We start from the raw sequence: 24053 nt of genomic DNA on the forward strand, positions 1-24053 counted from the left end.
CCCATGGAGGGCATCGTCCTGCACGTCAACAGGGAGCTGATCGCTCACGGCGCCGAGATTTCCCTGCTGCGCGACCTCTACCGCTGGCAGGACGGGGCCGTACCGCGCCGAATGTGACTTTCCGGTAACCGGCGATCGAGCTTCGGAAGCCTACGTGGACTCCGTGACGCTCCGTGGCTGCGGGCTTCAGTGAAGCTGCGCCCTCTTGAAGTAGCTGGTCAGGGTGGTGGTGTGAGGGTCGTTCGGGGTGGTCATGCTGGTGTTGGGCGGATGTCTCGGGTGTAGATCATCTGTCAGCGGGCTCCTTCGAGGTTCGTCAGGACGAACAGGGCGCGCCTCAGGCCGGTCGCGCGGGCGGGATCGGTGCGGAGCTTGGTGAGGATCCGCCAGTTCTTGAGATGGGCGAAGCCGTGCTCGACCGGGGCGCGTGCGGCGGCGAGCGCCCGGTTCGCCTCCTTTTCGCTGGTGGTGAGCTTGCGGGCGCGGGTGGCCTTGAAGCCGGTGACGACCACGGGGTCATCCGGGTCGTCGTCCAGGCTGAGGAAGCCGAGATCGGCCAGGGCGCCGAGGCCGGCGGCGCGTAGGGCGCGTTAGCCCTACCCCTCGGGCCGGCGCACCTACCAACGATTCGACTGTGCCAGCTGCGTCCGCCCCAGCCTCGTGTCCGCTGTGTCCGCCCGTGAACCGTTCACGAAAATCTTGCCTGCACCACAACCAGATAGCCCCAGCTGCAACGCCGCACGCCCCGGGGCTGAACACGTCTGAGGGGCCAGCACAATGTGCTGGCCCCTCAAACATCAGTAGCGGGGACAGGATTTGAACCTGCGACCTCTGGGTTATGAGCCCAGCGAGCTACCGAGCTGCTCCACCCCGCGTCGGATGACTCCACCCTACGCCAACTGCCCCAACCCCGAGACCATGATCGACAGCCTGCCCGCGAGGGGCGCCGGCGGTCGCGGCTGCCGCTTCCTCACGGCGGCCAGGCCGTGGATCCGCGGCCTGGCCGAGAGCCCACTGAGCGCCGGACGGATGCCCCCGATGGGTCTGCGTTGCCCGCCTGGCGCTGTCAGGCCGGCGCAGTCGGACACGACTGGACCCGGCCGCACCAGGCCCAGTGCACGCTCGGCCAGCAGGCTGACCAGCGCGCGCTGCTGCGGCTGCCGCCTTCCTCGACGCCGTTGCCGCGGGCCTGCCGCCACCAAGACGGCGGCATGGTCTGGTGGCAGACGCCCGTCGGCTACCTGCTCGACACCCTCCTCGAACATCTCCTCGAAGCCGGCCGCCGCGGGCAGACAGCTTCGAGGGCACAACCATGGCCTGGCTGCGCGCGGGGAGCCGCTCCTGCCCGCGGTCGAGCCGCCCTCCCGGCTGGTCCTCCGTCGGCGGGGCGTGCGTCGCTACCCGGCTACGTGGATGCCCGGCTGGTCAACGAGCCAGCTCGGTGCCTCGATTTCCACCACCGGCTTGTCCAGTTCCTGTCGTAGGGCGTCGAGGCGGTCGGCCAGTTCGGGTGCCACCGCGCGCAGAGCAGCGAGGTCGGTGCGTAGCTGGAGGGCCTGCGTCCATTGGACGGCTCGGCCGTGCTCGAGAAGGTCGATGCTCTGATTCGGCCTGCCGGCCAGCAGGGCAGTCGCCGCGGCGGCGCCGGCCAGGCCGATCGAACGGGTCAGAAGGCTTTCCCGGTCGCCGCGTTCGAGGCCGTGCCAGGCGAGCAGCGGCAGCAGGTCCACGGCCGCCGCGTGCCCGTCGGCGGCGAGCGCTTCCTGGCCTGGCAGCGACGCGGCCAGGTCCGCCCAGTTCCTTGCCGCCTCGAAGCGTTGAGCCGCGCTCGCGGTCCGCATGCCGGCGGCAGTGCGCCACGCCGACACCGTCTGCGTCGCGTGGTCCTCGGCGCCGCCGCTCTCCTGCGTGAGCGTCGCCAGCACATGCCCCAGGTTCAACAGGACGCTGAATCGTCGCGGATCGTTGTCCGGCGCGCCCTCGGCGGCCTCACCGATGAGCGCGGCCGCCCGCTCGAGGTCGCCGGGATCACGGGACCACGCGAACCGGACGCGATGGCAGTCGCCGAGGTTGCTCAGCAGATAGTTCCGTGCCGGATCGCCTGGGTCGAACAATGTGAGCGCCGTGTTCATGTGGTCGATGGCAGCGGTCAGGTCGGCCTGCCGCTGAGTGGCCTGGAACCGAATCGACAAGGCACCCCCGAGGTTGGCCACCATCGTGGCTTCCGCCTCGGGCACCCGGTCCAGCGCTGCTTGGAAGCAGCCGACGGCCTCGTCCAGATCCGCGGTGTGGTCGTCGAGTGAGTCGGCGTACTTTGCCCGTGTCATCAGCGCGTGGCCGAGGCTGGTGAGCAGATTGGCGGTCGCGCCTTCCTGGCCGACCGCCGCCACGACCTCGCGCGCCAGCTCGATCGCGAGATCGATGTCGGCGTCTCGGCGGCGCAGCTCGAACCGGGCGCACAGCGCGGTGCTCAGCCCGCCCACAGCGACCGACCAGGCGAAGTGCCCTTCGGTGAGCAACGCCACCGCCGACCTCAGCGCCCGGACCGCGCTGTCGAGGTCGGCGGCGTTGCCCGTGCGGCTGAACCTGCTCTCGTACGCGGTGCCCAGGTTGCTCAGCACAGGGACGCGGTCGACGGCCGTCCCTGCGGCGGCCTCAGCGGCGAGCAACGCGTCGATCGCCCGGCTCAGATCGTCGAGCCGACCGAGTTGGTGGTACCGACTGCGCAGCGCCCCGGCGAGGTTGGACAACGCCGCGGCGCGGACCCCGTCGTGGCGGGCGTGGTCGACCGCGCGCTGTGCCGCGTCGATGGCGTCGTCGATGTCTGCGGGGTCCTCCGACGAGTTGATGAAGCCCAGCAACGCGGCGCTCAGGTTCGACAGGAAGGTCGCGTCCTGCGGCCCCAGCTCGACCGCCGCCCGTGACAACCGTACGGCCTCGGCCATGACGGCTGCGTCATGGTCCTCCAACGCCACGGCCCGCAGAGCGACGCTCAGAAGCGACAAGCAGCCGGCTCGCTCGGGATCGTCGGGCGCGGCCATGTCGACGGCGGCCCGGCCGGACTTCACGGCCTTGGCCAAGGCGGCCCGGTCACCGACCCATTCGAAGCGGAGGCGCAGCAGGTCGCACAGCCTGGACAGTCCCTTGACCCGATCGGCGCCATCGGCTGCCCCGAGTGTCTCGGTGGCCTCGATCGCCGTGTCGAGATCGGACAGTCTGCCGCTCGCACGGGCCAGCGCGGCCAGCGTGTCGACGTACTTGCCCGGCAGTGCGTCGGGCCGCGGGAAACTCTCGGGCAGCGGCGCATCGACGGCCTCACGAAACAACTCGGTCGCCGAGCGCAGCAGTTCCGGGTCGCCGCCGCGGTCGAACCGCATCTGCAGGGCAGTGCCGAGGTTGATCAGGGCGATGGCCCGGAGCGGATCGTGCCGGGCGTAGCTGGGGAGCGCCTGCCGCAGGAGGGAGATCGCGTGCGCGAGCCCATCGGGATCACCGTCGGCGATCACACCGCGCAGGATGCCCGCCGCGTCCTGGGTCTGCCGCAGGTGCGGCAGATGGTCGGCCAACAGCGGGGCGACCTCATTCGGAAGCATCTGGGGGGCGGCCTGGTAGACCGCGGTGAACAGGTCCGCCGCGATGCGCGGATCCTCGTCGTCATGACCGGGCCGCGCCTGGTGCCGCAGCCAGTACAGCTTGGCGACGACATACACGACCTCCAGCGGAACGGCGCCGTCGGGGCCCTGGTTGTCGGCCCAGAGTTGCTTGGCCTCGGCGACCGCCTCGGGTTCCAGCACGGCGGAGGACTCGCCGTGGAGCTGAAACGCGTCAAGCCGTCGCGCAAAGGCCTCAAGTTGTTCGTCGAACATGTCAGCCTCCGCATTTTTGCACCGCTTGCACAGCGGACGCCGTGCTCAGGTCCGTCGCGATCTCCCCGTCGGTTGTCTTGAGCACGAGGGTGCCGCGGTCGAGGCGGATGACCGAACCGCACACGGTGCCACCGGGCGTGGTGATCCGCAGTGCTGGTTTGCCGCGCTCCGGGCCGTACCAGGTCGTGGCGACGGCGGCGACCAGAAAGGCTGTGCAGAAGAGAGTCGACGTGACGCCCCACCGCAACACTGTCGCCGCGGCGAGCGCCTCGAGGTGGTCCGCCGCCCGACCCGGCGGAACCGTCCTGGCCGACGCGATCCGGGGCAGCCGACCGTGGGCCGCGCGGATGATCAGCAAGGCCCCGACAGCGCTGGCGAGCAAGGCCACCAGCAGCAGCACGCCCACCACGACGGCCCACCCCGGGGCCAGCTGACCGATGTCGTCGCGGCCCTTGATCACGCTGAACCCGATGAGCGCGGCCAGCAGACCGCCGAGGCCGTTGCGCCAGGCCACGGCCGCCTCGCGGACACGGGTCAGCTCCGTGCGCAGCAAATTGTCGCGATCGCGGGCGCGGAGCAGGTCGGCAGGGGTGGCAGGGCCGGGCCCGGGCCGCAGAGGGCGGCTCACGACGGCCGCGCCGGAATGATCACCGTCCAGTAGGCGCCGCATCCGTAGCGGCGGTCCGGTCGGTTGGGGTGATCGTCCTCGCACATGCACATCATCGGCTCGACCTGATCCGCCGGCTGCGGCGGCTCGACCCGCCGCAGGCGACGGCCGAAGAAGCCGCGGTGGACGATCGTGGTCACCACGGGAATCTCCAGCGAGGCCCGGCAGCGTGGGCAGGGGCCGCGAAGGATCAGTGTGTCGGACCGAACCTCGTCGACCGTGAACTCGCTCGCGGCGCGGCGGCCGTAGTCCTCGTCGGTGATCTCGAGGTAAGGCAGCGGTTCACCGGTCGGCGTGCTGGCGGCCATGGACACTCCTGTCGGGTCAGGGACCGGTGTGGGTGAATGGGGTCCACGCGCTCGGCGGAAGCCCGTCGACGTCCCGCAACTCGCGTACCGCGCGGTGCAATGCGTCGGCCGACCGGTCGGGCTCGAACCGGCCGGTCGCGGTGAGGTCGGCGTACACCGCGGCCGCGACGTCGGCGGCCGTGGTGTCGTACACCGACCAGAGCGTGCCGATCACTCGCCGGTAGCCGGTGTAGTGCAGCGCGGCGGCCAACGTGATCGCCTCATCGGCCAGGGCGACCCCACCGGTTGCCGTCATGCAGGCCGAGAGGAACGCGAACTCCCCGCTGTGCCGCTGCGCGCTGATCTCGGCGATGCTCAAGGTACGGTCGCGCAGCAGCAATCCGCCCCGGGACGGGTCCGTGAGGTCCTGGCCAGCGTGGCAGCAGAAGTGCGCCCAACGGTGCCGAGGCAACTCGGTGAGCACCGTGTCGGCGTTCGCGGTGTCGTCCTCCAGCAACGTGTTGCGGCCGGTGAACACCGAGGTCAGCAGGTCGCGTTCACGCTCGACATCGGTGAGGGGCACGGCGCCGTGAATGTCCGGCACCGCGACGATCAGCATGCGTTCATCGTCCGGTGCCGGGGCAAGCGGCCGCCGTGCCTCCAGCAGGGCACGCACTGTCGGCGTGTAGGACGGCACCACTCGATCCACGACGGCCCGGCCGGTCCCGTCGTGATGTCCTGCGGCGTGCAGCGGCAACAGGGTCAGCAGTCCGGTCGGGCACCACCACAGATGAGGCCACGGCTGCCCGGGCAAGGGGGGGTCGACCAGGCCGACCGCGGTGAGCACCGGATCGGCGATCTCGTCCCACAGCCACGCCAAGACCTCATCGAGCGTGCGATCCCGGTCGGCCACGGCGCGCTGATACGCCTGCTTCGCCTCGGTGTACTCCCGGATCGCGGCCAGGCCACCCTTGCCACCGTCGTAGCGCTGCCAGGTCGCGTGCACCTCCTGGGCGGCGAAGTCCACCTCGCTCAGGACCACGAGGTAGCGTAAGGTCCGGTCGGCGACGGTCTCGAGCGTCAGACGGGGCAGTTCGACCACGCGCATGCCGCCGGTGCCGACGACCAACGCGTCGCAGCGCCGACGGCTGAGGTTGACGACGGCGATCGGGCCCTGCGCCGCCGCCGGCAGCAGCGCTTCCAGGCGTGGTGGCCGGAGAAAGTCGCCAAATCCGTCCAAGGCGCGGACCTGCTCGATGAGGCCGTCCCACTCCCGCGCCAACGCCATCCGTCGATCTACCGCACCAGAGCGATTGATCTGGGCATCAGTCGACACGTCACATCACCAATCCGAACTCCGCTGGGGCCGCAGCGGCGTCAGGATATTCCGTTCTCACGACGAATGGAGACACATCGCGGATGCCCGCCCGAAGCGGCAACTCCCGGACGTGGCGGGCGAGTAGGGGAGTCAGCCCGCGACGCACCACGCCATGAGGCGGATGCCTCCGTCTGCGCCGTCGACAGCATTTCATCGGCGATGACCTGCTCGGGCGAGCGGACCAGCGAGGCGTGCACCACTTTTTCTCCGCCCTCGGCCCCGGACGGGCGAGACGTCCGCCGCTTCGACCGGGAAGGCCGTCCAGGCCAAGCTCAAGGCACTCGGCCGCGCGCTCGACGACGCTGGCCTCGACCTGGAGGCCCTGCTGCGCAGCGTCGACGGCTCGGGGGATCGTGGTGCGGACCTTCTTGCGCAGGTGGAGCCCGACGATGTGGAACTTCCGCATGACGCCCCCGACGCGCTACTGACGGGCGGTGACGGGTGAGTCGGGGGGCGTCTCGGGCGCGTCGTATGGCGCGGGGCAGGCGGTCGAGCAGGCCGACGCGGGGCTGGGCCGCGCGCTCAGGCGCCGCTGCTCAAGGCACCTGACTGGCCGGGGGCTGTCAGCTCAGGACGCCGGTGTGTGGGTGGGGCAGCCGGTAGTGATGGAACCGACGGTGTCTGCAGCCAGTTCGGTGAACCACATGGAGCCGTCCGGGCCGGAGATGATGCGGTGGCCGACCGGGGCGGTGGTGGGCAGTGTGTAGCGGCTGGTGGTCAGGTCCGGGCGGACACGGTCGATCAGTCCGGGCTGATTGTACTGGACCCACAGGTTGCCGAAACAGTCGAAGTCCAGCCCCGCCAGCTTGGCATCCTCGACGTCGGTGCGGTGCTCGGTGATGTGGCCGGTAACGGGGTCGAGTTCGGCGTAGGCGGCGCCGGCCTCCTCGGTGAACCAGACATGGTCGTGGCGGCCGGCAACGACGGCGATGGGCCGGCTGTCGGGGGTGGGGATGGCGTATTCGCGCAGGACGCCGTTCGTGTCGATGCGGCCGATGCGGTTGCCCGTCAGCTCGGTGAAGAACATGGCGCAGTGGGGCCCTCGCGCGAGGTAAATCGGCTGGCTGTCGGAGGCGAGGCGGTGCACGGTCCACGTGTGGGTGCGGGGGTCGAAGCTTCCGATGGTTCCGTTGGCCTTCCCCGTCCACCACACGGTGTGCCCGTCGCATCCGATGCGCAGGCCGTGCGGCCCGACGCTGGTCTGCGGGAGTGGGTAGCGGGCGATGCGCTTGCCGGCGGCGTTCAGTTCCACCAGGGAGTTGGTGAATTCCTCGGTGACCCAGACATGGCCGCGCCGGTCCTTGTCGATGCCGTGGGGTCCGCTGTTGTCGGGGAAGTCGATGATTCCGACCACGCGGCCGGCCGTGGATACGCGGAGGACGCGGTTCTCGAGTTGCTGCGAGACCCACAGGTTGCCGTCCGGCCCGATGATCAACTCATGTGTGCTGCCCAACCGAGGCGGGGGCATCCGGTACTCGTGCACGGTGCCCACCGGTGGAGCAGTGCGACCCGCGGGCGCGGCCGCCGCCCCAGGCACGCCGGGGGCCAGCACCAGGACCGCCGCGCCCAGGGCCGCGGCCAGGACAGGCGCGCGCCGCTCCCTCGGCAGTTGCAGTACACGATGCATCGCGAACTCCTTCGTCGTGGCATGCGGATGACCTCGGAGCGTCGAAGCTGGCGCCGATGTCAGAGACACCCGCCATCCAGGAGCCGCGCCGACCTCACCGGGCTTCCTTGAAATGTTCGGAATGTCTATTTTCTGGTTGAGGTTAACTCAGCGCGCGAGGAGTTGGGCGAAACGCCACCCCGGCGCCGGGCCAGGGTGAACAGGCCGGGGACATCCTCGTTCAGTCAGCCCCGTTCCACCAGCCGCTTCAACTTCGACCGGGTGCCCTCGATCTTCCCAGTCTCGGCGGGCAGCCCGATCCAGCTGCTTCGCGTGCTTCCAACTCCTCGAACAGCGAACCCATCCGCCACCCCCTCCACCACCACGGTAGAGAGGAGCGGCCCGAAGCAGCCCCGCTCAGCGTTCCTCCAGCTCACCCATTCCCTTCAGAGGATCCGCACCCTTCTTCGATCCGGACCTGATGGGGTCGCTACCGGACGGGCGCGTCCCTGATGCCTCGGTGCACAACTGGCAGACGTCCTCGATGTCGCCGTGGGGAGGGGCTGGAGGTTCGAGTACTCCGAAGGAGAGACGGTGCTTCCCCTGCCTCTGGCGGAGACCGCGCTGTTCCGACCGGCGGATGCTGAGTGCCTACACCTGCGTGTCTGGCTGACAGCCGATGTGCTGGTGATCTTCCGCTTCTATTCAGACGAGGAGATTGATTTCGACGTTGATTTGAGGGAGTTGCAGGGACAGGAGCGACTCGATGTGTCCTGCGGCTTGTTGCGGGAGATCGGGCGGCGGTTGGGCAAGCCGGTGCTGATGGATCCGGAGGGTGCCTGTGGCCATCCGGTGCTCGGCTTCGGTGTCGAAGCTGATCGAGTTGTCCTCCTTGCGGAGCCGCTGGTCGGGTGACTGCGGCTGAGAGGTGGAGTTCGTGGGGGTGCCATCGCGGAGCAAGACCCGGTTCAGCCTCCGAGGCGGTGCGCAAGGTGGAGCAGATGCGCCAGGCGCAGCACCCGTCCGTCGAATCCTGGGAGGGGGACATGGAGTGGCTGGCTCCAGTGGGCGGGGATTGCATCCAGCCCGTAGTACGCCCCCGCGAGGCCTCCAGTCACCGCGGCGACGGTGTCCGTGTCACCGCCGAGGTCGATCGCCGCGCGTATCGCGTCTTCGAAGCTGGCGGTGGTGCGTAGGGCCCAGACGGCGGCGCCCAGGCAGGGCCAGACGGCACCGTTGAACTCGGTCGCCTGATCGGGGTGCCAGTCGGGCGCGAGGACAGTGGCGTAACGGCCGCGGTGCTCGGGGTGGACAAGAGCCAGGATGTCCGGGAGCGCGGTGAGAGGGTCGCTGTCCTCGAACGTGACACGGATGAGCTCGTGGTGAGGGCAGCGATGCGTCGGGCCGCGTCCATGGTGGCTTCCTGGCACGGCGGCCGCGAAGTGGACCGCGGAGGTCGATGCCCGCATCAACGAGCCGTTTCCCGCTGCTCGTTGGTTGACCTGGAAATGGATCGCGGCGGCAAGGTCCCAGGGCATGCCGTTGGTCAGGACGTCTTCGGTCTGCAGGCCGATGTCCTTGGGCTCTGATGCTGCCCACCGCTGGAAGTGGGCGAAGATGTCCGGCAGATCCAGTCCGCCCCGCTCCAGCAGCGACTCTGCGACCAGGACGGCCATCTGCGTGTCGTCAGTGGCCTCGCCGGGGTCCCAGCCACCGCCTCCGCACATCTCACCACCGGCACCAGGCGCGGTAAACCGCGCGGAGAACGCTCCCTGGGGACCGAACTCGAAGGGACCGCACTTACTGATCGTTTCAGAATGAGTTGAGCTGTGGGTCTTGTGTTCGGTGATCTTGATCGGCAGGGTGTTCCGAGTGCGTGCTGATCTTGTTCCGGATGACCTGTGGGAGCGGGTGGCTCCGCTGTTGCCGTCCGCGCCCGAACGACGCCGTCGCCACCCGGGTCGACTTCGGGTTCCGGACCGGGCGGCCCTGGCAGGCGTCATGTACGTGTTGCGGACTGGTGTCGCTTGGCGCGATGTTCCGGCCGAGACCGTGGGCTGCTCTGGGGTGACGGCCTGGCGCCGGCTACGGGACTGGACCGAGGCTGGCGTCTGGCCCCGCCTGCATGCCGCCCTGCTGGCCGAACTGCGCCGCGCTGACCTTCTGGGCCTGGACGACTGCGCTGTGGACGGGTCGCATGTCCGGGCCCTGAAAGGGGGGATCACGTCGGTCCCTCGCCCGTCGACCGTGCCCGTCCCGGTTCCAAACAGCATCTGATCGTCGACCGCCAGGGCACTCCGCTCGCTGTCACGCTCACCAGCGGGAACCGACATGACGTCACCCAGTTGCTGCCGCTGCTGGACGCTGTCCCAGCGATTCGGGGCCTGCGAGGACGCCCGCGACGCAAGCCCCGGCGCCTGTATGCCGATCGGGGCTACGACTTCGACAAGTACCGCCGTCTGCTGTGGAAGCGCGGCATCAAGCCGATGATCGCCCGACGCGGGGTCGCCCACGGCTCCGGACTGGGAAAGGTGCGCTGGGTCGTCGAGCGCGCCTTCGCCTGGCTGCACCAGTTCAAGCGGCTCCGCATCCGCTACGAACGACGCGCGGATCTGCACCAGGGTCTGCTCGAACTGGCCTGCAGCCTCATATGCCTTCGCCGTCTCCGAACGTCATTCTGAAAGATCAGTGAGGGGCGACATGTCGGAGGCGGTGACAGGGCGGCAAACTCGATTCCCGCCCTTGGGGGCTGAACTCAGGGGAGGTCGAAGGGGATGTCCACCGAACCGCCCCCGTCCGGCGCCTCCGTGAGCGTGAGAGTTCCATCCTCTGCCTCGAAGACTCTCACCAAGATCCCGCCGCTGTCCTCGCCGGGAAACACAATGGAGAAGTAGGGGTCCATCTCCATGAGGAAGTCCCAACCCTCGCGCTGGGTCGTGTCGAGGGCATTGGCATGCCGACAGGTTGCCCACCACGTGCCGACCGCGTCGACAGCGACGGTGATGTCGATGTTGTACTTCTCAAGGCAGGTCGCGTGATTGGCCCACCATTCGAGGCGGGCCTGACCCACGAATCGATCCATGAGCACACTATGCACGGCGCCCAGGCCGGACGGGCAAATCTGTTCGACTGCCGGCCGCCGTGGGTCAGGCTGTGAGACAGACCCACATGGGGCAAGCCGGACAGGCCCTCGCCTCAACCGATTGCACCGCTTGTGCCTTCGCCGCCTCCAGATCTCCTTCTGAAACCGTCAGTTAGCGGCGCACCTTGAACTTCAGGTGCAGCACGCGGTTGCCCTGGATGACCACGGCGGGATCCTCCAGCATCTGCTGACCGTCGAAGCTGCCGAAGAAGCGCTTGCCCGACCCGAACACGACCGGCACCACGTCCATCGCCACCTCGTCCACGAGGCCGGCGGCGAAGATCTGGCCGCCCACTTCGCCGGCACTCACGGCAACGACCCGGTCACCGGCGAGCTCCTGGGCCTTCGCGATCGCAGCCTTCACGCCATCGACGAAGTGGTACGAAGCCTCGGGGTGCCAGCCTTCGGGCTTGGGCCGGTGGGAGACCACGACCACGTGCTCACCCGCGGGCGGCTGGCCCTCCCAGCCGTTCACCAGGTCGAACTGGTGGCGGCCCATCACGATCACGCCGAGCGACTCCCACACCGGCTGGACGTACTCCGCCGAGACACGCGAGAGCTTGAAGCCGCCTGCACCTTCGGAGTGGTCGTAGTCTCCGTCCCCGGCACCGGTTTCGGTGAGCTGGGTGTCCCCGCTGAAGTACCAGTCGTGGAGCGGCCCGACTCCGTCGTTGTTGTCGGCGATGAAGCCGTCTACCGACACCACGTTGTGCATGATCACTGTGCCCATGGGGCTTCTCCTCGAGTCTTGTGGACTGGTCGCTTCCGATAGTGCGGGCCTCGAGAAGGGATGCGCTTGTAGAAAATCAAGAAGCAGGCATCGGACCCTCGTCCGGCGGGAACTCCCGCTCGGCTGGGATCCGGCGTCTCAGAGCCAGGTATTCCGTCGGGGTGCGGCCGGTGAAGTCCTTGAACTCCTTGCTGAAGTGAGCCTGGTCGAAATAGCCCGCCGTGAGCGCGAGCTCCGACCAGTCGACCGGATGCAGGGCGTCCACGGACCGGATCAGCTGCGCGAAGCGGTACATCCGAGCCACCTTCTTCGGGGTGACCCCGACGTGCGCCTTGAACTGCGTCGCCAGGGTCGTGCCGCTGACTCCTGCGGCGTCGCTCAGCGCACCGACGGGGACCGCACCGTGGGAGGTCTCCAGCCACCCGCCGGTGTGCTGGACCAGGTCGAGACCGCGCGACGGCGCCTCGACCAGGCGCGAGCGCAGCTCCTCCTCCAGGATCCGCAGCGTCTCGGCAGCGGACGTGGCCTCGCCGACCCGGTTGCGGATCCGGTCCACGGACCCCCGCCACACAGCGTCGACCGGCACCCACCGGTCCCGCAGCTCGGCTGCCGGCATGTCGACGAACGCCGACATCCCCCAGGGCTTGAAGTGCACCCCGACGAGCCTTACCCAGGTGGGGTACTCGTAGAGGAAACGCCTGGTCCATAGACCCAGGAACCACCCGTCCGACACCACCTCCGAAGGCACCGAAGGGTCGGAATCCCACAGACGGGCAGGTTCCCCCAGGTTGATCACCAGGTGCGCCGACGGCATCGGCGGAACATCGACCCGGCGGTAGCCCGGCACCCCGGTCAGGTAATAGATGTCGTCGATGAACCGGTCGAGCGGCGGTGCGGGCACCCGGCCGACGTACTCCATGGACACATTGTCGCCGACGGCGCTTCAGCCTGCGTTTTGGATGATTCACACCCGCGCGGGGCCTGCGACTGCTTCTAGGCTGAAATGTAGGGTCTCGCCGCTCGTGACATGTCGATCTTGCGTGACCTGGGCTTTCTTGGCTGTCTCACGGCGACCTCCTGTGGGGGCACCCCACTCCACAGCCGGCGTGGGTGCAGGGAGGTGACCCCTGACCTTCACTGACTCCGCACCTGTTTCCCAGACACCGAATCGCCGGACCACCGTTCAATCGGTCTTGCAGTGGCGGCCACTAGGGCGCGTATCGAGTCGTGATCAATTTGCGGGATGTGCCTTCGTGGCACGGCCCGGTCCGATAGACGGTCTTACGTGACGCGAGTGCAACTGACCGATCCGGATTGGGAGTTCATCGAGCCGTACCTGCCGATCGGCGAGTACGGCCCGTACCCCGAGCGACGGCGGCAGCAGTTCGAGGGCGTGATCTGGCGGTTCAAGACGGGCGGGCAGTGGCGGGAGATGCCGACGGAGTTCGGTGCCTGGTCGACCGTCCACAACCGCTTCCGGCGTGGCGTGACGCCGGCGTCTTCGAGGCCCTGCTGGAGGGCCTGATCACGGAAGCCGCGAAGCGGGGTGAGGTGGACCTGTCCCTGGTCAGCATCGACTCCACCACCGCCCGAGCCCACCACGACGCGGCCGGGATGCACCTCGACGAGGACGTCGTCACCGCCCTGGAGAAAGCCGCGGCCGAGGAGGAGAAGGCCAGGTCAAAGGGGGCGGCCTCGAAGAGCGAAACGGGCAAGAGGTCGAAAGTGATCCCGCGCTGGAAGAACGACGACGCATCCGGCGTCGGCGGAAACTCCGGCTGAAGGCCGCCCTCCTCGGACGTTCCAGAGGCGGGCAGACCAGCAAGGTCCACCTCGCCGCCGACCGCAAGTGCGGCCCGCCGGCGGTCATCCTGACCACAGGCCAGGCAGCGGACAGCCCGCAGTTCATCCCCGTCCTGAAGAAGGTACGGGTATGCGGGCCCGTCGGCCGACCCCGCATCCGGCCGGACGCGGTCGCCGGGGACAAGGCGTACTCGTCCCGCGGAAACCGCGCCCACCTGCGCAAACGCCGTATCAAGGCGGTCATTCCGGAGAAGAAGGACCAGGCCGCCAACCGGACGAAGAAGGGCTCCAGAGGTGGCCGACCCGTCAGCCACGACGCCGATCTCTGCAAGGAGCGGAACACCGTCGAATGCCTGATCAACAAGCTCAAGGCATGGCGAGGCATCGCCACCCGATACGACAAGACTCCCGACAGCTACCTCGCCGGTCTCCACCTGCGCGCCTCGATGATCTGGATCAAGGACCTCACCAGGACCACCCGATGATCACGACTCGGTATGCCCCTAGGCGACGCGCTGAGGTGCCGGACGCCAAGGGCGGGCAGGAGTTGAGTCAACGGTCAACCAGCCGTGGACGCGGGGCCTCACCCGTGGATTCCGCGTCGGTGTCGTCGGTGCCGACCGGGCCGCGGGGAAGTATCCAGTCTAGCCACTTCGGCAGCCACCAGTTGGTCCGGCCGAGGAGTGTCATGGTCGCCGGTACCAGCACCATGCGTACGACCGTGGCGTCGATGAAGATCGCGGTGGCCAGGCCGAGCCCGAACATTTTGGTGGAGGGGTCCTCGGCGACGGCGAAGGACAGGAAGACCGCCACCATGATGAGGGCGGCCGAGGTGATGATCCGGGCGGTGCGCGAGACGCCCTCAACGATCGCCGTGCCGTTGTCGCCGGTGCGCAGGTACTCCTCGCGTACGCGAGAGAGGAGGAACACCTCGTAGTCCATCGACAGGCCGAACAGGATGGCGAAGAGGAACATCGGGATGAACGACACGATCGGAACCGTCGCTTCCAGCCCGATGAGTGCGCCTCCCCAGCCCCACTGGAAGACCGCGACCATGATGCCGTAGGCCGCGCCGATGCTCAGCAGATTCAGCAGTACCGCCTTGAGCGGTACGAGTATCGAGCGGAAGACCAGCATCAGCAGCAGGAACGACATCGCCAGCACGGCGGCGACGAACACCGGCAGGCGTTGGCTCGTGCGTTGGCCCACATCGGACAGGCTCGCGGCGGCGCCGCCGACGTGGGCCCTGGCCGGGCCGTGCCCGATCGCCGTGGGCAGCACGTCGGTGCGCAGCCGGGCGATGGTGTCGGCCGTGGCCTTGTCCTGAGGGCTGGTGGTCGGGAACACCACGAGGGTCGCGATGCCGGTGGCCCGATCGATGTGCGTCGGCGCGACGGATGCGATGCCCGGATCCGCCGCGACCGTTGCGACGAGTCGGTCCAGCACTCCCGGATCACCGGTGGGGTCCGCGGCGATGACGAGGGGACCGTTGGTGCCCGGGCCGAACCCCTCGGCGACGAGGTCGTAGGCCCGGCGCTCGGTACGGCTGTGGGGCAGTGAGCCGTCGTCGGGCAGGCCGACGCGCAGGCCGAGCACGGGCAGCGTCGCGGTCAGCAGCAGCCCCGCCGCGCCGACCGCGTACGGCACCGGGTGCTGGCTGACGTGCCCGATCCAGCGACGCCACCCGGCGGCGTGGGCGGCGCCTGCCGCCGGGTCCCGCCGCCGTGCGAGTCGGCCCAGCTTCCTGGTCTGCAGAGCCCGGCCGATCCGGCCGGCCCGGGCCAGGCGTGGGCCGGCGGCGCCGAGGAAGGCTGGCAGCAGCGTCACCGACGCGACCACCATGGTCAGAACGACGATCGAGACGGCGAGCCCGCCCACCGTCATGAACGGTACGTTCGCGACCGCCAGGCCGAGGATCGATACGACGACGGTGCCGCCGGCGAAGACCACGGGCCTCCCCGCCGTGGCCACCGCTCGCCCCGCCGCCTCGCGGGGATCGAGCCCGCGCGCGAGGTACTCCCGGTGCCTGGCGAGCACGAACAGCGCGTAGTCGATGCCCACTCCGAGCCCGACCATGCTGCCCAGGACGGGTGCGAAGGTGGGGACGTCCGTGACCCCCGCCAGTACCGTCATCGTGGCGACTCCGACGGTCAGCCCGAAGACCGCCATGCCGATCGGCAGCGCGGCGGCGACGAGCGAACCGAACGCCAGGAACAGGATCGCGGCCGCGGCGAGGAGGCCGATCAACTCGCTCGCGCCGCCGTCGGGGTCGGAGAAGGCGTAGAAGAGGTTCCCGCCCATCTCGATGCGCAGGGGCAGTTCGGCGCGCAGCCGGTCGCCGAGATCGACGAGGGCGTCGAGGTCTTCGGTCGACAGTCGGCTCTGGTCGGGGTACTGCACCCGGACGACCGCGATCCGCCCGTCGGCCGAAACGAGGCCGCCGCGTACGGCGGTGTCCCCGCCCGCGTCGAGCGCCCCCGCCGGGTCGCTCGTGCCGAGCACGTGCGGCAGCCGCTGCACCTCGGCCCGCAGCCGCGTGAGAGCGGTGCGCGCGCCGTCGTCGTCGAAGAACGTCGCACCGCCGTCGAGGGGGGTGACGACCACTTGGGCGGTCATCCCCTCCTGGCCGGTGCCTGCCCGCTCGATCAGTTCCGCGGCCCGTTGGGAGTCCAGCCCCGGAGCGGTCATCGAGTCCGCGGTCCGCCCGCCGAAGGCGACGGCGGCGAGGACGGCGAGCGTGGCGGCGATCAGCCATGCCGCGATCACCCGCCAGGGATGGCGGGCGGCGCTTGCGCCCAGGCGCAACAGGGCTTTCGAGAGCATCGGGTCCTCCAACCACCTCGTCGGCCGTCCTTGTACGGCCGCCGATGCCGAGGTTCGTCGCCACGGCGCTCCGCGGCATCGGCCCGCGGGCCGCGGATCCGTCGGCCCCAGGGCGGAGTCACGACCCGTCCTTTCGGCCGATGCGCGGCACGGCGCGGCCCCTAGGCTGAGAACCGTGCTGCGAGACGACCTGCGAACCCTGTGGACCGAACCCCGGCCGCCCGACGCGCCCGCCCGGGTGCGGCGGGACTGGGCGCTGCTCGCCGCGGGCCTGGGCGCTGTGGCGCTGGAGGCCACCTTGCGCGAGAACGTCGTGTGGCGGCCGGTGGCGGTGGTGTTCGCCGTATGGCTGTGCCTGCTGCCTCTGTGGCGCCGGACCCGCCCACTGGGGGTGGTCACGCTGGCGTTCGGCTCGGTGATCCTGCTCCAGCTGGCCTCCCTGGTCGCCGCACCGCGCGAGCCCGTCGGCCTGGACACCAGCGTGGTCGTGATCGTGCTGGTGTATGCGCTGCCCCGGTGGGGATCGGGACGGGAGATCGTGCTGGGCAGCGCGGTGATCCTCACGGCCTTCGCGCTGGCGGCCGTCGCGGACGAAACCCCGGCCGGCGAACAGGTCGGGGGCTTTGTCTTCCTGTTGCTGCCCGGCTTGATCGGGGCTGCCGTGCGGTTCCGGGTGACCGCTCGCGAGCGGCAGTTGGAGCAGGTACGCTCCCGCGAGCGTGAGCAGCTCGCCCGGGAACTGCACGACACGGTGGCCCACCACGTGTCGGCCATGGTGATCATCGCCCAGGCGGGCCGGGTGCTCGCGGGCACCGACCCTTCCGCCGCCGTCGAGGCGCTGGAGGGGGTCGAGGAGGAAGGGGCGCGCACGCTGGAGGAAATGCGCGCCATGGTCGCCGCGCTGCGCGACCGCGGGGTCGGCGCCGAGCTGGCGCCCCCTGCCGGAGTCGCGGATCTGGAGCGCCTGGTGCGCACCCCGGGTGGTCGCCTCAGAGTCGACCTGGGGCTCGACGGCGAACTGGACGCGCTGCCCCCGGCCGTGGACGCGGCCGTCTACCGGATCGTGCAGGAGTCGGTGACCAACGCGCTGCGCCATGCGGTCGACGCGACCGAGCTCGTCGTCCGGGTCGCTGCGGAACGGCACACGGTACGGGTGAGCGTGCGCGACAACGGCCGGCGCACCGGCCGGGGTCGCGACGGATACGGACTTGCCGGACTGCGCGAGCGCGCGACCCTGCTCGGCGGCACACTACGAGCCGGCCCGGGTACCGACCGGGGCTGGCATGTCGAAGCCGAACTGCCGAGAGCGAGGAGCGAGAGCGGTGTCCATTCGCGTCCTCGTCGCTGACGACCAGACGATCATCCGCACCGGGTTGCGGATCATGCTGAACGCCCAGCCCGGCATCGAGGTGGTCGGCGAGGCCGCCGACGGGCGGGAAGCGGTACGTCTGGCCCGCGAACTACGCCCCGACGTCTGCCTGTTCGACATCCGCATGCCCGTACTCGACGGGCTCGAGGCCACCCGGCTGGTCGCCGGCCCGGGCGTCGCCGACCCGCTGGCCGTGGTCGTCATCACCACGTTCGACCTCGACGAGTACGTCTACGGCTCACTGCGTGCCGGCGCCCGCGGATTCCTCCTCAAGGACACGGGACCGGACCTTCTGGCGCAGGCCGTACGGTCGGCGTCCGACGGTGAGGCGCTCATCGCGCCCAGCGTCACCGTCCGCCTGCTCCAGGCATTCGCGGACCTGCCCGCCGGACGGCCCGCGGCCCAGCCGGTCTCACCCGTCACCGCCCGCGAGGAGCAGGTGCTCCTCGCCGTCGCCCGCGGGCTGACCAACACCGAGATCGCCGACGCGCTGCACATCAGCCTCAGTACGGTGAAGACGCATCTGGCCAGCCTGATGGCCAAACTCGGCGCCCGCAACCGGGTCGAGATCGCGATGTGGGCCTACGAAACGCGCCGTATCCTCCCCGGAACCTGAGCCGGGTGCCGGGCCATGTCCCATGAGTCCCCGCCCGGACATCAGTGCACCGGTCGGCTCACGTCGGCTCCACGTGCCTCACCCGCCCCAGAGCGTCACGTACCAGGAGGCCGGAACTGGGACGGTGAGACACCCGATACGACAAGACTCCCGACAGCTACCTCGCCAGTCTCCACCCGCACGCCTCGATGATCTGGATCAAAGACCTCACCAGGACCACCCGATGATCACGACTCGATACGCGCCCTGGGCCGGGCGCTGTACGCGCTGGGCCCGGACCAGGAACCCGCGTCTTTGATGATGCGATGTCCCTGCCCTGGAGGCGGGTAGCGCCCGACCCGTGACCACCGTCTCGGCCCGACGGGCCGAGACGGTGCCCGTATACGATTCAGAGGATGCGCCAGGCGACGGCGTACGGCTGGGCGAACTGGGTGATCCGGAAGGCGCGGACGACGACTTCGGCTTCCCCGGCGGGGATCTCCCGCCAGTGCACTTGTTCGACGTTGTTGATGCGGTCGAACCCGGGATCCGTACCCATGTTGCCGTGGCGTTCCTGACCGCCTGCGCGGACGATCAGGTCGAGGTCGTTCTGCAGGGCTGGGCCAGGGGGGTCCGTCCAGACGAGGGTGACCTTCAGGGTGCCGGGCGCGCCCTCGGGGATCGTGATGCTGAACGCGCGCTCTTCTGCCTGGTCCAGCTCCTTGGCGTCGGTGAAGCCCGCCCGGCCAGCATCGGTCGGGAGGACGACCGCGCGCTGGAGGTTGACGATGCCGAAGCCCGAGTTGTTGTTGGGGGAGGGCCCCGCCTCGGAGGGGATGTACTGGCCCTTGAGCTCATCGGCACCATTGATCAGCATGGCCTTGATGAGCGCGGCACTGGGCTTCGGCGTGCCGTTCCTCACCAGCGTCTCGCGCAACACCGCCACACAGCCGGCGACCAGCGGGGTGGCCATGCTGGTGCCGCTGTCGAACATGAACGCGGGGTCCGTGGAGACGCCGAAGAGACCGTCGTCGGACGCGATGCGCGAGCGCGTCGAAAGGATCGCCGTGCCGGGAGCGACGACAGTGGGCGCGATCCGGCCTTCCTGAGTGGGGCCGCGGCTGCTGAAGGCCGCCATCCCGGCGGGGTTGTCCGCCATCCTGTCGCCGCGGATCGGCGGGGCGGGATACGAGAGCGGCCTCAGTTCGTCATAGGTGTGAGGGATCAGGGGGCGGTCGCCCTCGCTGGCACCGACAGTGATGATGTTCTTGGCCCCGGTCTCCCCGCTGACGGCCCTCAGGTTGATCCGGCCGTCACCGTCCCGGTCCGTACCGTCGTTGCCCGCGGCGAAGCAGATTACGAAGTCCTTGTTGTCCCAGACGAACTGATCGACCTCGCGCGCGGCCTTGTTGTACGGCAGGCCCGGGGTGACCGGACCCCACGAGTTGGTGTGGATCCGCGCCCCGTCCTCCAGGAAGGGCGGCTCGAACAGGTTGCGCAGGTTCGGCGGGATGCCAGACAGCGAGCCGTCGTCGGCCAACAGGGACTGCACGACCAGTCGCGCCTCGGGTGCCGTGCCGGTGATGGCTCCGCCCATCGACGCCGACGTCCCGTTGCCGAGGACGGAGCCCGCCACGTGGGTGCCGTGCCCGTCGGGGTCGTCCGTCCGCGCGGGGCTCGTACGGCCCAGGGCGACCAGGCGCTTGACCCGGCCGGTGAAGGCCGGGTGCACATTGGTGGTGGACCCCTTGTCGAGCCCGGTGTCGGCGACACACACGATCTGGCCCTCGCCCCGGAACCTCGTGCCGTTGAGAGACACGTGGGCGTTCATGATGTTCCCCGAGACGGTGTTGTACAGCACCCTCTCGGGGACTTCCTCGATCTCCTTCACCTCGTCGAGTGCGGCCAGAGCGGCCAGGTCATCGTCCCGGATCGTCATGCGCGCCTTGTCACCGGCGGGGTGTACGTCGCCGGGGCTGACACCGGCTGCCGCCGCGATCCGGTCCCGCAGCCCATCCGTGCTCACGTCGACGTCCTCATGCAGGACGATGTCGACGGTCCAGGTCTGGGGACCCACCGCCTCCGTGGGGTCGGCCAGCACGGCGACCCCCGGGCGCAGCCGGTTCGACCGGAGCGACTGGGCGATCTTGAAGCCCTTGAAGTACACGTCCGCCCAGGCCACGAAGGAAAGGGCGCGCACGGCGTCAAGATCCGTGGGCCGGAAGCCGCACAGATAGGTGTCGTCCGGAACGTATTCGTGGATCACCACTCCGAGCGCCGCGAGTTCGTCCTTCTCCTCGGCTGTGGGTGGGTGTGTGGTCTGGACGAGCAGGTAGTTAGACGCGGAGGCGTTCTCGGACACCAGCGATGCGGCGGCCAGGTCATCGGCCTGGGCCAGCGGGTCCACCGTCACGCCGTTGATGGTGATACGGGACATGCCGAACTCCCGGAGGGGGTGGGGAAGACGCGCACCGGGCAGCCATGGCGCCCCGGCACTGCCCATGCCGACGCCCACATCGCCAAAACCCGTCTGAACCGGTGTCACGCCAAACTGCGTGGTTGTCCGTTCGCCAACACGCTAAGTGGGCGACTGTCCACCTGCACGTCGAGCCTGAACGGTGGCCCCCATCCGGGCTCGCTATTACTCCGGAAGGCGCTCGACAGCAGCGTCGGCCTGCGCCTCCGACGGTGTGGCTTCAGGCACGTGAGGCACGGCCCATGGTTGGGCCTTTCGGGGCCGTGCCTCAACGCGGGGTTACGAGGCGGAGCGGTTCAGGAGCCAGGCGATGACCGCCCGGAAGGTACCGGAGAAGGCGCCCCTGACGGCGGCTCGGGCAAGGAGCAGACGCTCGCGGCGGGAGAGAGACATTGGGTACTCCCCAAGAACGTGATGGGTGGGCGGCAACCGGCGGTTCACCACGCTGAGCCCTTCACGGTGATCGACTCCGAGTTGCGACGAGCCGTCATTCCGTCCAGGTAAGGCCGCTGTTCAAGCCCTGCCGGGGTCCGGGATCGGGGACGATGATGCGATGAGTGGCGACATGGGGGACGCGTCCGGTCCCAAGAAGCGGCCACGGCGGCTGGGCCGGGCACAGGTCAGCTGGCCGCCCGCTCTGGGCAAGTTGAAGGACCTGCTGTATGAGGTGTATCTCGCGGCGGGTGCCCCGAGCCTGGACGAGATCGTCAAGGACGTTGCCGCCGATGACGAGCTGCCGGGTTCACCAGGTCGAGACACCGTCCGGCTTGGGTTCCGCGTTGGTGGAGCCGTCACCCGTTCAGCTCGGTGTTGTTGGTTTGATGTCGGGCTGCCGTCTGGGCCGGGTGGCAGGGCTGATGCGTTCTCAGTCGGCGAGATGAGCTGATCGCCTGTGTACGCGCCGCCGTGGTCGGTTCGGCCGGTTCGGCAACGAGAGACGCGACCCCTGATGATCAGGGATCTCGAAGGCTGATCACGAACAGGCCGATCGCCTCGGGGCCCTCGGACGAGGAGGCCGAGGCGGAGATGCGGCGCCTGCTTGGCATCGTTCCGATGGGGCGTCAGGTTTGGCCTCGAACTGCCGGCGACTGGGCTTGCGGCGACGCTACGGGCGCCGACCGTGCGGGGCTCCCTGCCGCGCTCGCTCACCGGTGAGCGTCTTGGTGGTCCACCTGCCGTCCTCGCTGCCGGCCCAGGTTGACGCGGCCGTCGGTGGGAAGGGGCCGTCACCTGTGGCAGGGCAAGAACTTGGTCGGCGCGTACGAGCAGCCTGCCGCAGTGCTGCGTGACGCCGACTGTCTCGCCACCCTGCCCGCCCGTGAACGAACCGAAGCATGTGCTCCAATGTTGTCTTATGGCGCTCAGGTTCCGAACGGACGTCGCGGTGGTTCAAGTGCGTGCTGTGTCGGTTTTCCTAAGCTTCGACGGCAGAGGGAACACCCGGGCTGTTCCTGGACGGATACACACCAAAGTCGAGAAACTCGTGAACCAAGAGAATTCCGGCCGTGTGGCCGTCATCGCAGGTACCGGCGCCGACATGGGCATCCCCGACGGGGTGATCGGCAGTGTGTGGATCGCAGGCCCGCCGGATCAAGGTGATCGTTTGCCATCGGGTCACCTCGGTGTCCGTCAGCACCAGCAACGCCCACACCAGCAGGGGCGCGTGGCGTCCTCGCTCATCGGAGAGGCGTACGCGGTGCCGTCACTGAAATCGCGAGTGTTGTTGCTGACGAAGTAGACGTTCTCGTCCGGGTGCGTCCGTGCGTACTCAACGGCCGATAGCCAGATTGCTGCGTCCCGACCTCCGACCTTGGTGTCCTTCTGTGCTTTGCACGGCGGGAGACCGTTTGCCTCTCTGATGAACGCCTGTTGGAGGGCCGTCTCGCTCGTGGGGATCGTCTCGACGACCGAGGCCCAGCGCCGCTTCCAGGCTCTCTGCACCTCTTCTGGTTCGCAGGGGGGAAGGGGGACGTCCATGTCCTACAGCGTCGCGTTGCGCAACCCTCCGAGTGACTGAGTAGCTCTCTCGTGAGCTTCCTGGTGTTTGATGGCTTGCTGAGCCGCGAGCTCCTCCATCACAACCCAGGGCACTCCAACGTGCTCCACCCCGAACGCTCGAATCGTCCGGAGCAGGTCGATGCTGCTGCTGTCGGGCGTCAAACCCCAAAGAATGCTCGTGTCCAGGATGATCAACGCGCCGCTCCTGTCAATCTGTTCACGTGATCTCTAAGAATTCAGGCGACGTGCACGTGTGCACCTGATTTGGTCCGACCTGGATGTCGCCTGAGCGGAGCCGGATCGACGTCTCAGACGTCTTTGCGTTGAGTCCACGTTTTTTGGGGGGCAGATGACAGAGAGACCGCCACGCCACGTCCGGCTCCGGCTGACTCTGCGACGTACGGCGCCAGCGCGGGCCAGGGCGCGGGTGCATGAGGACCCCCCGGCGCCTGGGCCCCCGTCCGATCCCGAGCCGGAGCCAGCACGAGCGCCGGATTCGGGGCCGGCACCTGATCCGGATCCAGTTCCAGAGCCCGATTCCGGGCCGGAGCCCGCGGGGTCGAGTGCCCAACGGGCCTCGAGTTGGCTCCGTAGTCGTCGATGGGCTCACGTCATCACGGTGTCCGCTACTGGGCTCGCTGCGATTGCCGCAATCGGAGGGCTTTGGGCCCAAGAACAAACGGCGAAGGACCAGTTGGACCAGTCGCGAAGGAGCCAGGACAGGGAAGTGCGGTCGCAAGCGAGAGAGGTCTCCTTCTGGACAGAAGGGTACGGTCCTGCGTGGCGGCTGCATATTCAGAACAGATCTCCGGATCCCGTGACCAATTTCCGGATGCTATTCGACGTCATCGGCACTGTTCAGAGGAAGGGGTCAGGTGGATGGGTCAACAACTCAGGAGATTCTCTCCTAATTTTGAAACTGAACACGACAAAGCTCGGGCCTTGTCGGGAACTGGTTTACGGAGCCAAACAGGTTTCTAAGAAGATCACCGTACCGAGCGCCTCTGACCTAGGTCCATGGCGGCTGAACGCCATCACTGAGTCTGGGAGTTGGATGGAGGCGATCTTCGCAGATGTGGACGGCGCATTCTGGGTCCGCCGCCCCTATGGCCTCTTTCGTGCCGGGGAGGAGCCATCTATGCAGCCGCGAGTTCATTGGGGTTCAGGGCGCGTCGTTGGCGAGCCTGAAGTGAAGGGTGTGGCCGCGTGTGAGGGGAGCTAGCGCGTGTCTCTTTGATGGGTTGGTCAGTTGATCGGGTGTGTCTGTCCGATTAGTGATCACTGATGCGATGTGGAACCGGATCGAGCCGCTG

General features: G+C 68.7%; 18 protein-coding genes, 1 tRNA gene and 4 pseudogenes. 9 read left to right on the forward strand and 14 right to left on the reverse strand.

Annotated features, from left to right (window positions below):
- Positions 1-117: pseudogene (locus ABZX90_RS42670) on the forward strand (DinB family protein); the annotation flags it as partial.
- A gap of 176 nt (positions 118-293) precedes the next feature.
- Here ABZX90_RS42670 and ABZX90_RS42675 read toward each other — a convergent pair.
- From ABZX90_RS42675 to ABZX90_RS42705, 7 genes are all read right to left on the reverse strand, one after another.
- Positions 294-512, reverse strand: coding sequence for a transposase family protein (locus ABZX90_RS42675; RefSeq protein WP_355213595.1), 219 nt, complete (start codon positions 510-512; stop codon positions 294-296).
- A gap of 289 nt (positions 513-801) precedes the next feature.
- A tRNA-Met gene (locus ABZX90_RS42680) sits at positions 802-875 on the reverse strand.
- Between the two features lie 522 nt (positions 876-1397).
- The gene (locus tag ABZX90_RS42685) at positions 1398-3866 is read right to left on the reverse strand and encodes a hypothetical protein (RefSeq protein ID WP_355213596.1); all 2469 of its coding nucleotides are present in this window, start codon (positions 3864-3866) and stop codon (positions 1398-1400) included.
- Between the two features lies 1 nt (position 3867).
- Positions 3868-4494, reverse strand: a complete 627-nt coding sequence (locus ABZX90_RS42690; RefSeq protein WP_351133316.1) for a hypothetical protein — start codon at positions 4492-4494, stop codon at positions 3868-3870.
- Complete coding sequence (locus ABZX90_RS42695) at positions 4491-4841, reverse strand: hypothetical protein (protein WP_355213597.1); 351 nt, start codon at positions 4839-4841, stop codon at positions 4491-4493. The genes ABZX90_RS42690 and ABZX90_RS42695 overlap by 4 nt, the downstream gene beginning before the upstream one ends.
- Positions 4842-4857: 16 nt before the next feature.
- Entirely contained in the window at positions 4858-6108 is a 1251-nt protein-coding gene (locus tag ABZX90_RS42700) for a CHAT domain-containing protein (RefSeq protein ID WP_355213598.1), read from the reverse strand.
- A 658-nt stretch (positions 6109-6766) separates the two neighbouring features.
- Entirely contained in the window at positions 6767-7825 is a 1059-nt protein-coding gene (locus ABZX90_RS42705) for a hypothetical protein (RefSeq protein ID WP_355213599.1), read from the reverse strand.
- 460 nt (positions 7826-8285) lie between these two features.
- Here ABZX90_RS42705 and ABZX90_RS42710 point away from each other — a divergent pair.
- A pseudogene (locus tag ABZX90_RS42710) lies at positions 8286-8719 on the forward strand (hypothetical protein).
- Between the two features lie 53 nt (positions 8720-8772).
- Here ABZX90_RS42710 and ABZX90_RS42715 read toward each other — a convergent pair.
- Positions 8773-9654: pseudogene (locus ABZX90_RS42715) on the reverse strand (ADP-ribosylglycohydrolase family protein).
- Between the two features lie 22 nt (positions 9655-9676).
- Here ABZX90_RS42715 and ABZX90_RS42720 point away from each other — a divergent pair.
- Positions 9677-10485, forward strand: a protein-coding gene (locus ABZX90_RS42720; RefSeq protein ID WP_355213600.1) for an IS5 family transposase whose coding sequence is annotated in 2 segments (ribosomal slippage) — positions 9677-10016 and positions 10016-10485 — 810 coding nt in all. Because the reading frame shifts where the segments join, the coding sequence is not laid out codon by codon here.
- 74 nt (positions 10486-10559) lie between these two features.
- Here ABZX90_RS42720 and ABZX90_RS42725 read toward each other — a convergent pair.
- The 3 genes from ABZX90_RS42725 to ABZX90_RS42735 form a co-directional block, all read right to left on the reverse strand.
- Entirely contained in the window at positions 10560-10886 is a 327-nt protein-coding gene (locus tag ABZX90_RS42725; RefSeq protein WP_355213601.1) for a hypothetical protein, read from the reverse strand.
- A gap of 172 nt (positions 10887-11058) precedes the next feature.
- Entirely contained in the window at positions 11059-11676 is a 618-nt protein-coding gene (locus ABZX90_RS42730) for a dihydrofolate reductase family protein (protein WP_355213602.1), read from the reverse strand.
- A gap of 76 nt (positions 11677-11752) precedes the next feature.
- Positions 11753-12595, reverse strand: coding sequence for a helix-turn-helix domain-containing protein (locus tag ABZX90_RS42735; protein WP_355213603.1), 843 nt, complete (start codon positions 12593-12595; stop codon positions 11753-11755).
- Between the two features lie 366 nt (positions 12596-12961).
- Here ABZX90_RS42735 and ABZX90_RS42740 point away from each other — a divergent pair.
- Positions 12962-13964 (forward strand): annotated as a pseudogene (locus ABZX90_RS42740) (IS5 family transposase).
- Positions 13965-14031: 67 nt separating this feature from the next.
- On the opposite strand, the gene ABZX90_RS42745 reads toward ABZX90_RS42740, so the two are convergent.
- Entirely contained in the window at positions 14032-16302 is a 2271-nt protein-coding gene (locus ABZX90_RS42745; protein WP_355213604.1) for an MMPL family transporter, read from the reverse strand.
- Between the two features lie 175 nt (positions 16303-16477).
- Here ABZX90_RS42745 and ABZX90_RS42750 point away from each other — a divergent pair, with 175 nt between their 5' ends.
- Both ABZX90_RS42750 and ABZX90_RS42755 read left to right on the forward strand, forming a co-directional pair.
- Positions 16478-17650 (forward strand): histidine kinase, encoded by a 1173-nt coding sequence (locus tag ABZX90_RS42750; RefSeq protein ID WP_355213605.1) that lies wholly within the window; start codon positions 16478-16480, stop codon positions 17648-17650.
- The gene (locus ABZX90_RS42755; RefSeq protein ID WP_147977719.1) at positions 17625-18287 is read left to right on the forward strand and encodes a response regulator transcription factor; all 663 of its coding nucleotides are present in this window, start codon (positions 17625-17627) and stop codon (positions 18285-18287) included. The genes ABZX90_RS42750 and ABZX90_RS42755 overlap by 26 nt, the downstream gene beginning before the upstream one ends.
- 388 nt (positions 18288-18675) lie before the next feature.
- On the opposite strand, the gene ABZX90_RS42760 is transcribed toward ABZX90_RS42755, so the two are convergent.
- Positions 18676-20703, reverse strand: coding sequence for a S8 family serine peptidase (locus ABZX90_RS42760; RefSeq protein ID WP_351133330.1), 2028 nt, complete (start codon positions 20701-20703; stop codon positions 18676-18678).
- 592 nt (positions 20704-21295) lie between these two features.
- On the opposite strand from ABZX90_RS42760, the gene ABZX90_RS42765 reads away from it, so the two are divergent.
- Positions 21296-21628, forward strand: coding sequence for a hypothetical protein (locus tag ABZX90_RS42765; protein WP_351133332.1), 333 nt, complete (start codon positions 21296-21298; stop codon positions 21626-21628).
- A 432-nt stretch (positions 21629-22060) separates the two neighbouring features.
- Positions 22061-22480, forward strand: coding sequence for a hypothetical protein (locus tag ABZX90_RS42770; protein ID WP_355213608.1), 420 nt, complete (start codon positions 22061-22063; stop codon positions 22478-22480).
- Here the strand turns inward: ABZX90_RS42770 and ABZX90_RS42775 are convergent.
- On the reverse strand, positions 22372-22719 hold the full coding sequence (locus ABZX90_RS42775) for a PIN domain-containing protein (protein WP_355213606.1): 348 nt from the start codon (positions 22717-22719) through the stop codon (positions 22372-22374). The two genes, ABZX90_RS42770 and ABZX90_RS42775, sit on opposite strands and share 109 nt — an antisense overlap.
- Before the next feature lie 51 nt (positions 22720-22770).
- On the opposite strand from ABZX90_RS42775, the gene ABZX90_RS42780 reads away from it, so the two are divergent.
- Positions 22771-22965 (forward strand): hypothetical protein, encoded by a 195-nt coding sequence (locus ABZX90_RS42780; RefSeq protein ID WP_355213607.1) that lies wholly within the window; start codon positions 22771-22773, stop codon positions 22963-22965.
- Positions 22966-24053 lie beyond the last annotated feature (1088 nt).

The sequence above is a fragment of the Streptomyces sp. NPDC002935 genome, assembly GCF_040611295.1.
Classification (GTDB): Bacteria; Actinomycetota; Actinomycetes; order Streptomycetales; family Streptomycetaceae; genus Streptomyces.

What these genes read in the sequence shown, in the direction of transcription:
- ABZX90_RS42685 (WP_355213596.1), bottom strand. Translation starts at nt 3,866, where the DNA reads ATGTTCGACGAACAACTTGAGGCCTTTGCGCGACGGCTTGACGCGTTT.
- ABZX90_RS42695 (WP_355213597.1), bottom strand. Translation starts at nt 4,841, where the DNA reads ATGGCCGCCAGCACGCCGACCGGTGAACCGCTGCCTTACCTCGAGATC.
- ABZX90_RS42700 (WP_355213598.1), bottom strand. Translation starts at nt 6,108, where the DNA reads ATGGCGTTGGCGCGGGAGTGGGACGGCCTCATCGAGCAGGTCCGCGCC.
- ABZX90_RS42705 (WP_355213599.1), bottom strand. Translation starts at nt 7,825, where the DNA reads ATGCATCGTGTACTGCAACTGCCGAGGGAGCGGCGCGCGCCTGTCCTG.
- ABZX90_RS42725 (WP_355213601.1), bottom strand. Translation starts at nt 10,886, where the DNA reads ATGGATCGATTCGTGGGTCAGGCCCGCCTCGAATGGTGGGCCAATCAC.
- ABZX90_RS42730 (WP_355213602.1), bottom strand. Translation starts at nt 11,676, where the DNA reads ATGGGCACAGTGATCATGCACAACGTGGTGTCGGTAGACGGCTTCATC.
- ABZX90_RS42735 (WP_355213603.1), bottom strand. Translation starts at nt 12,595, where the DNA reads ATGGAGTACGTCGGCCGGGTGCCCGCACCGCCGCTCGACCGGTTCATC.
- ABZX90_RS42745 (WP_355213604.1), bottom strand. Translation starts at nt 16,302, where the DNA reads ATGCTCTCGAAAGCCCTGTTGCGCCTGGGCGCAAGCGCCGCCCGCCAT.
- ABZX90_RS42760 (WP_351133330.1), bottom strand. Translation starts at nt 20,703, where the DNA reads ATGTCCCGTATCACCATCAACGGCGTGACGGTGGACCCGCTGGCCCAG.
- ABZX90_RS42765 (WP_351133332.1), top strand. Translation starts at nt 21,296, where the DNA reads ATGAGTGGCGACATGGGGGACGCGTCCGGTCCCAAGAAGCGGCCACGG.
- ABZX90_RS42775 (WP_355213606.1), bottom strand. Translation starts at nt 22,719, where the DNA reads ATGGACGTCCCCCTTCCCCCCTGCGAACCAGAAGAGGTGCAGAGAGCC.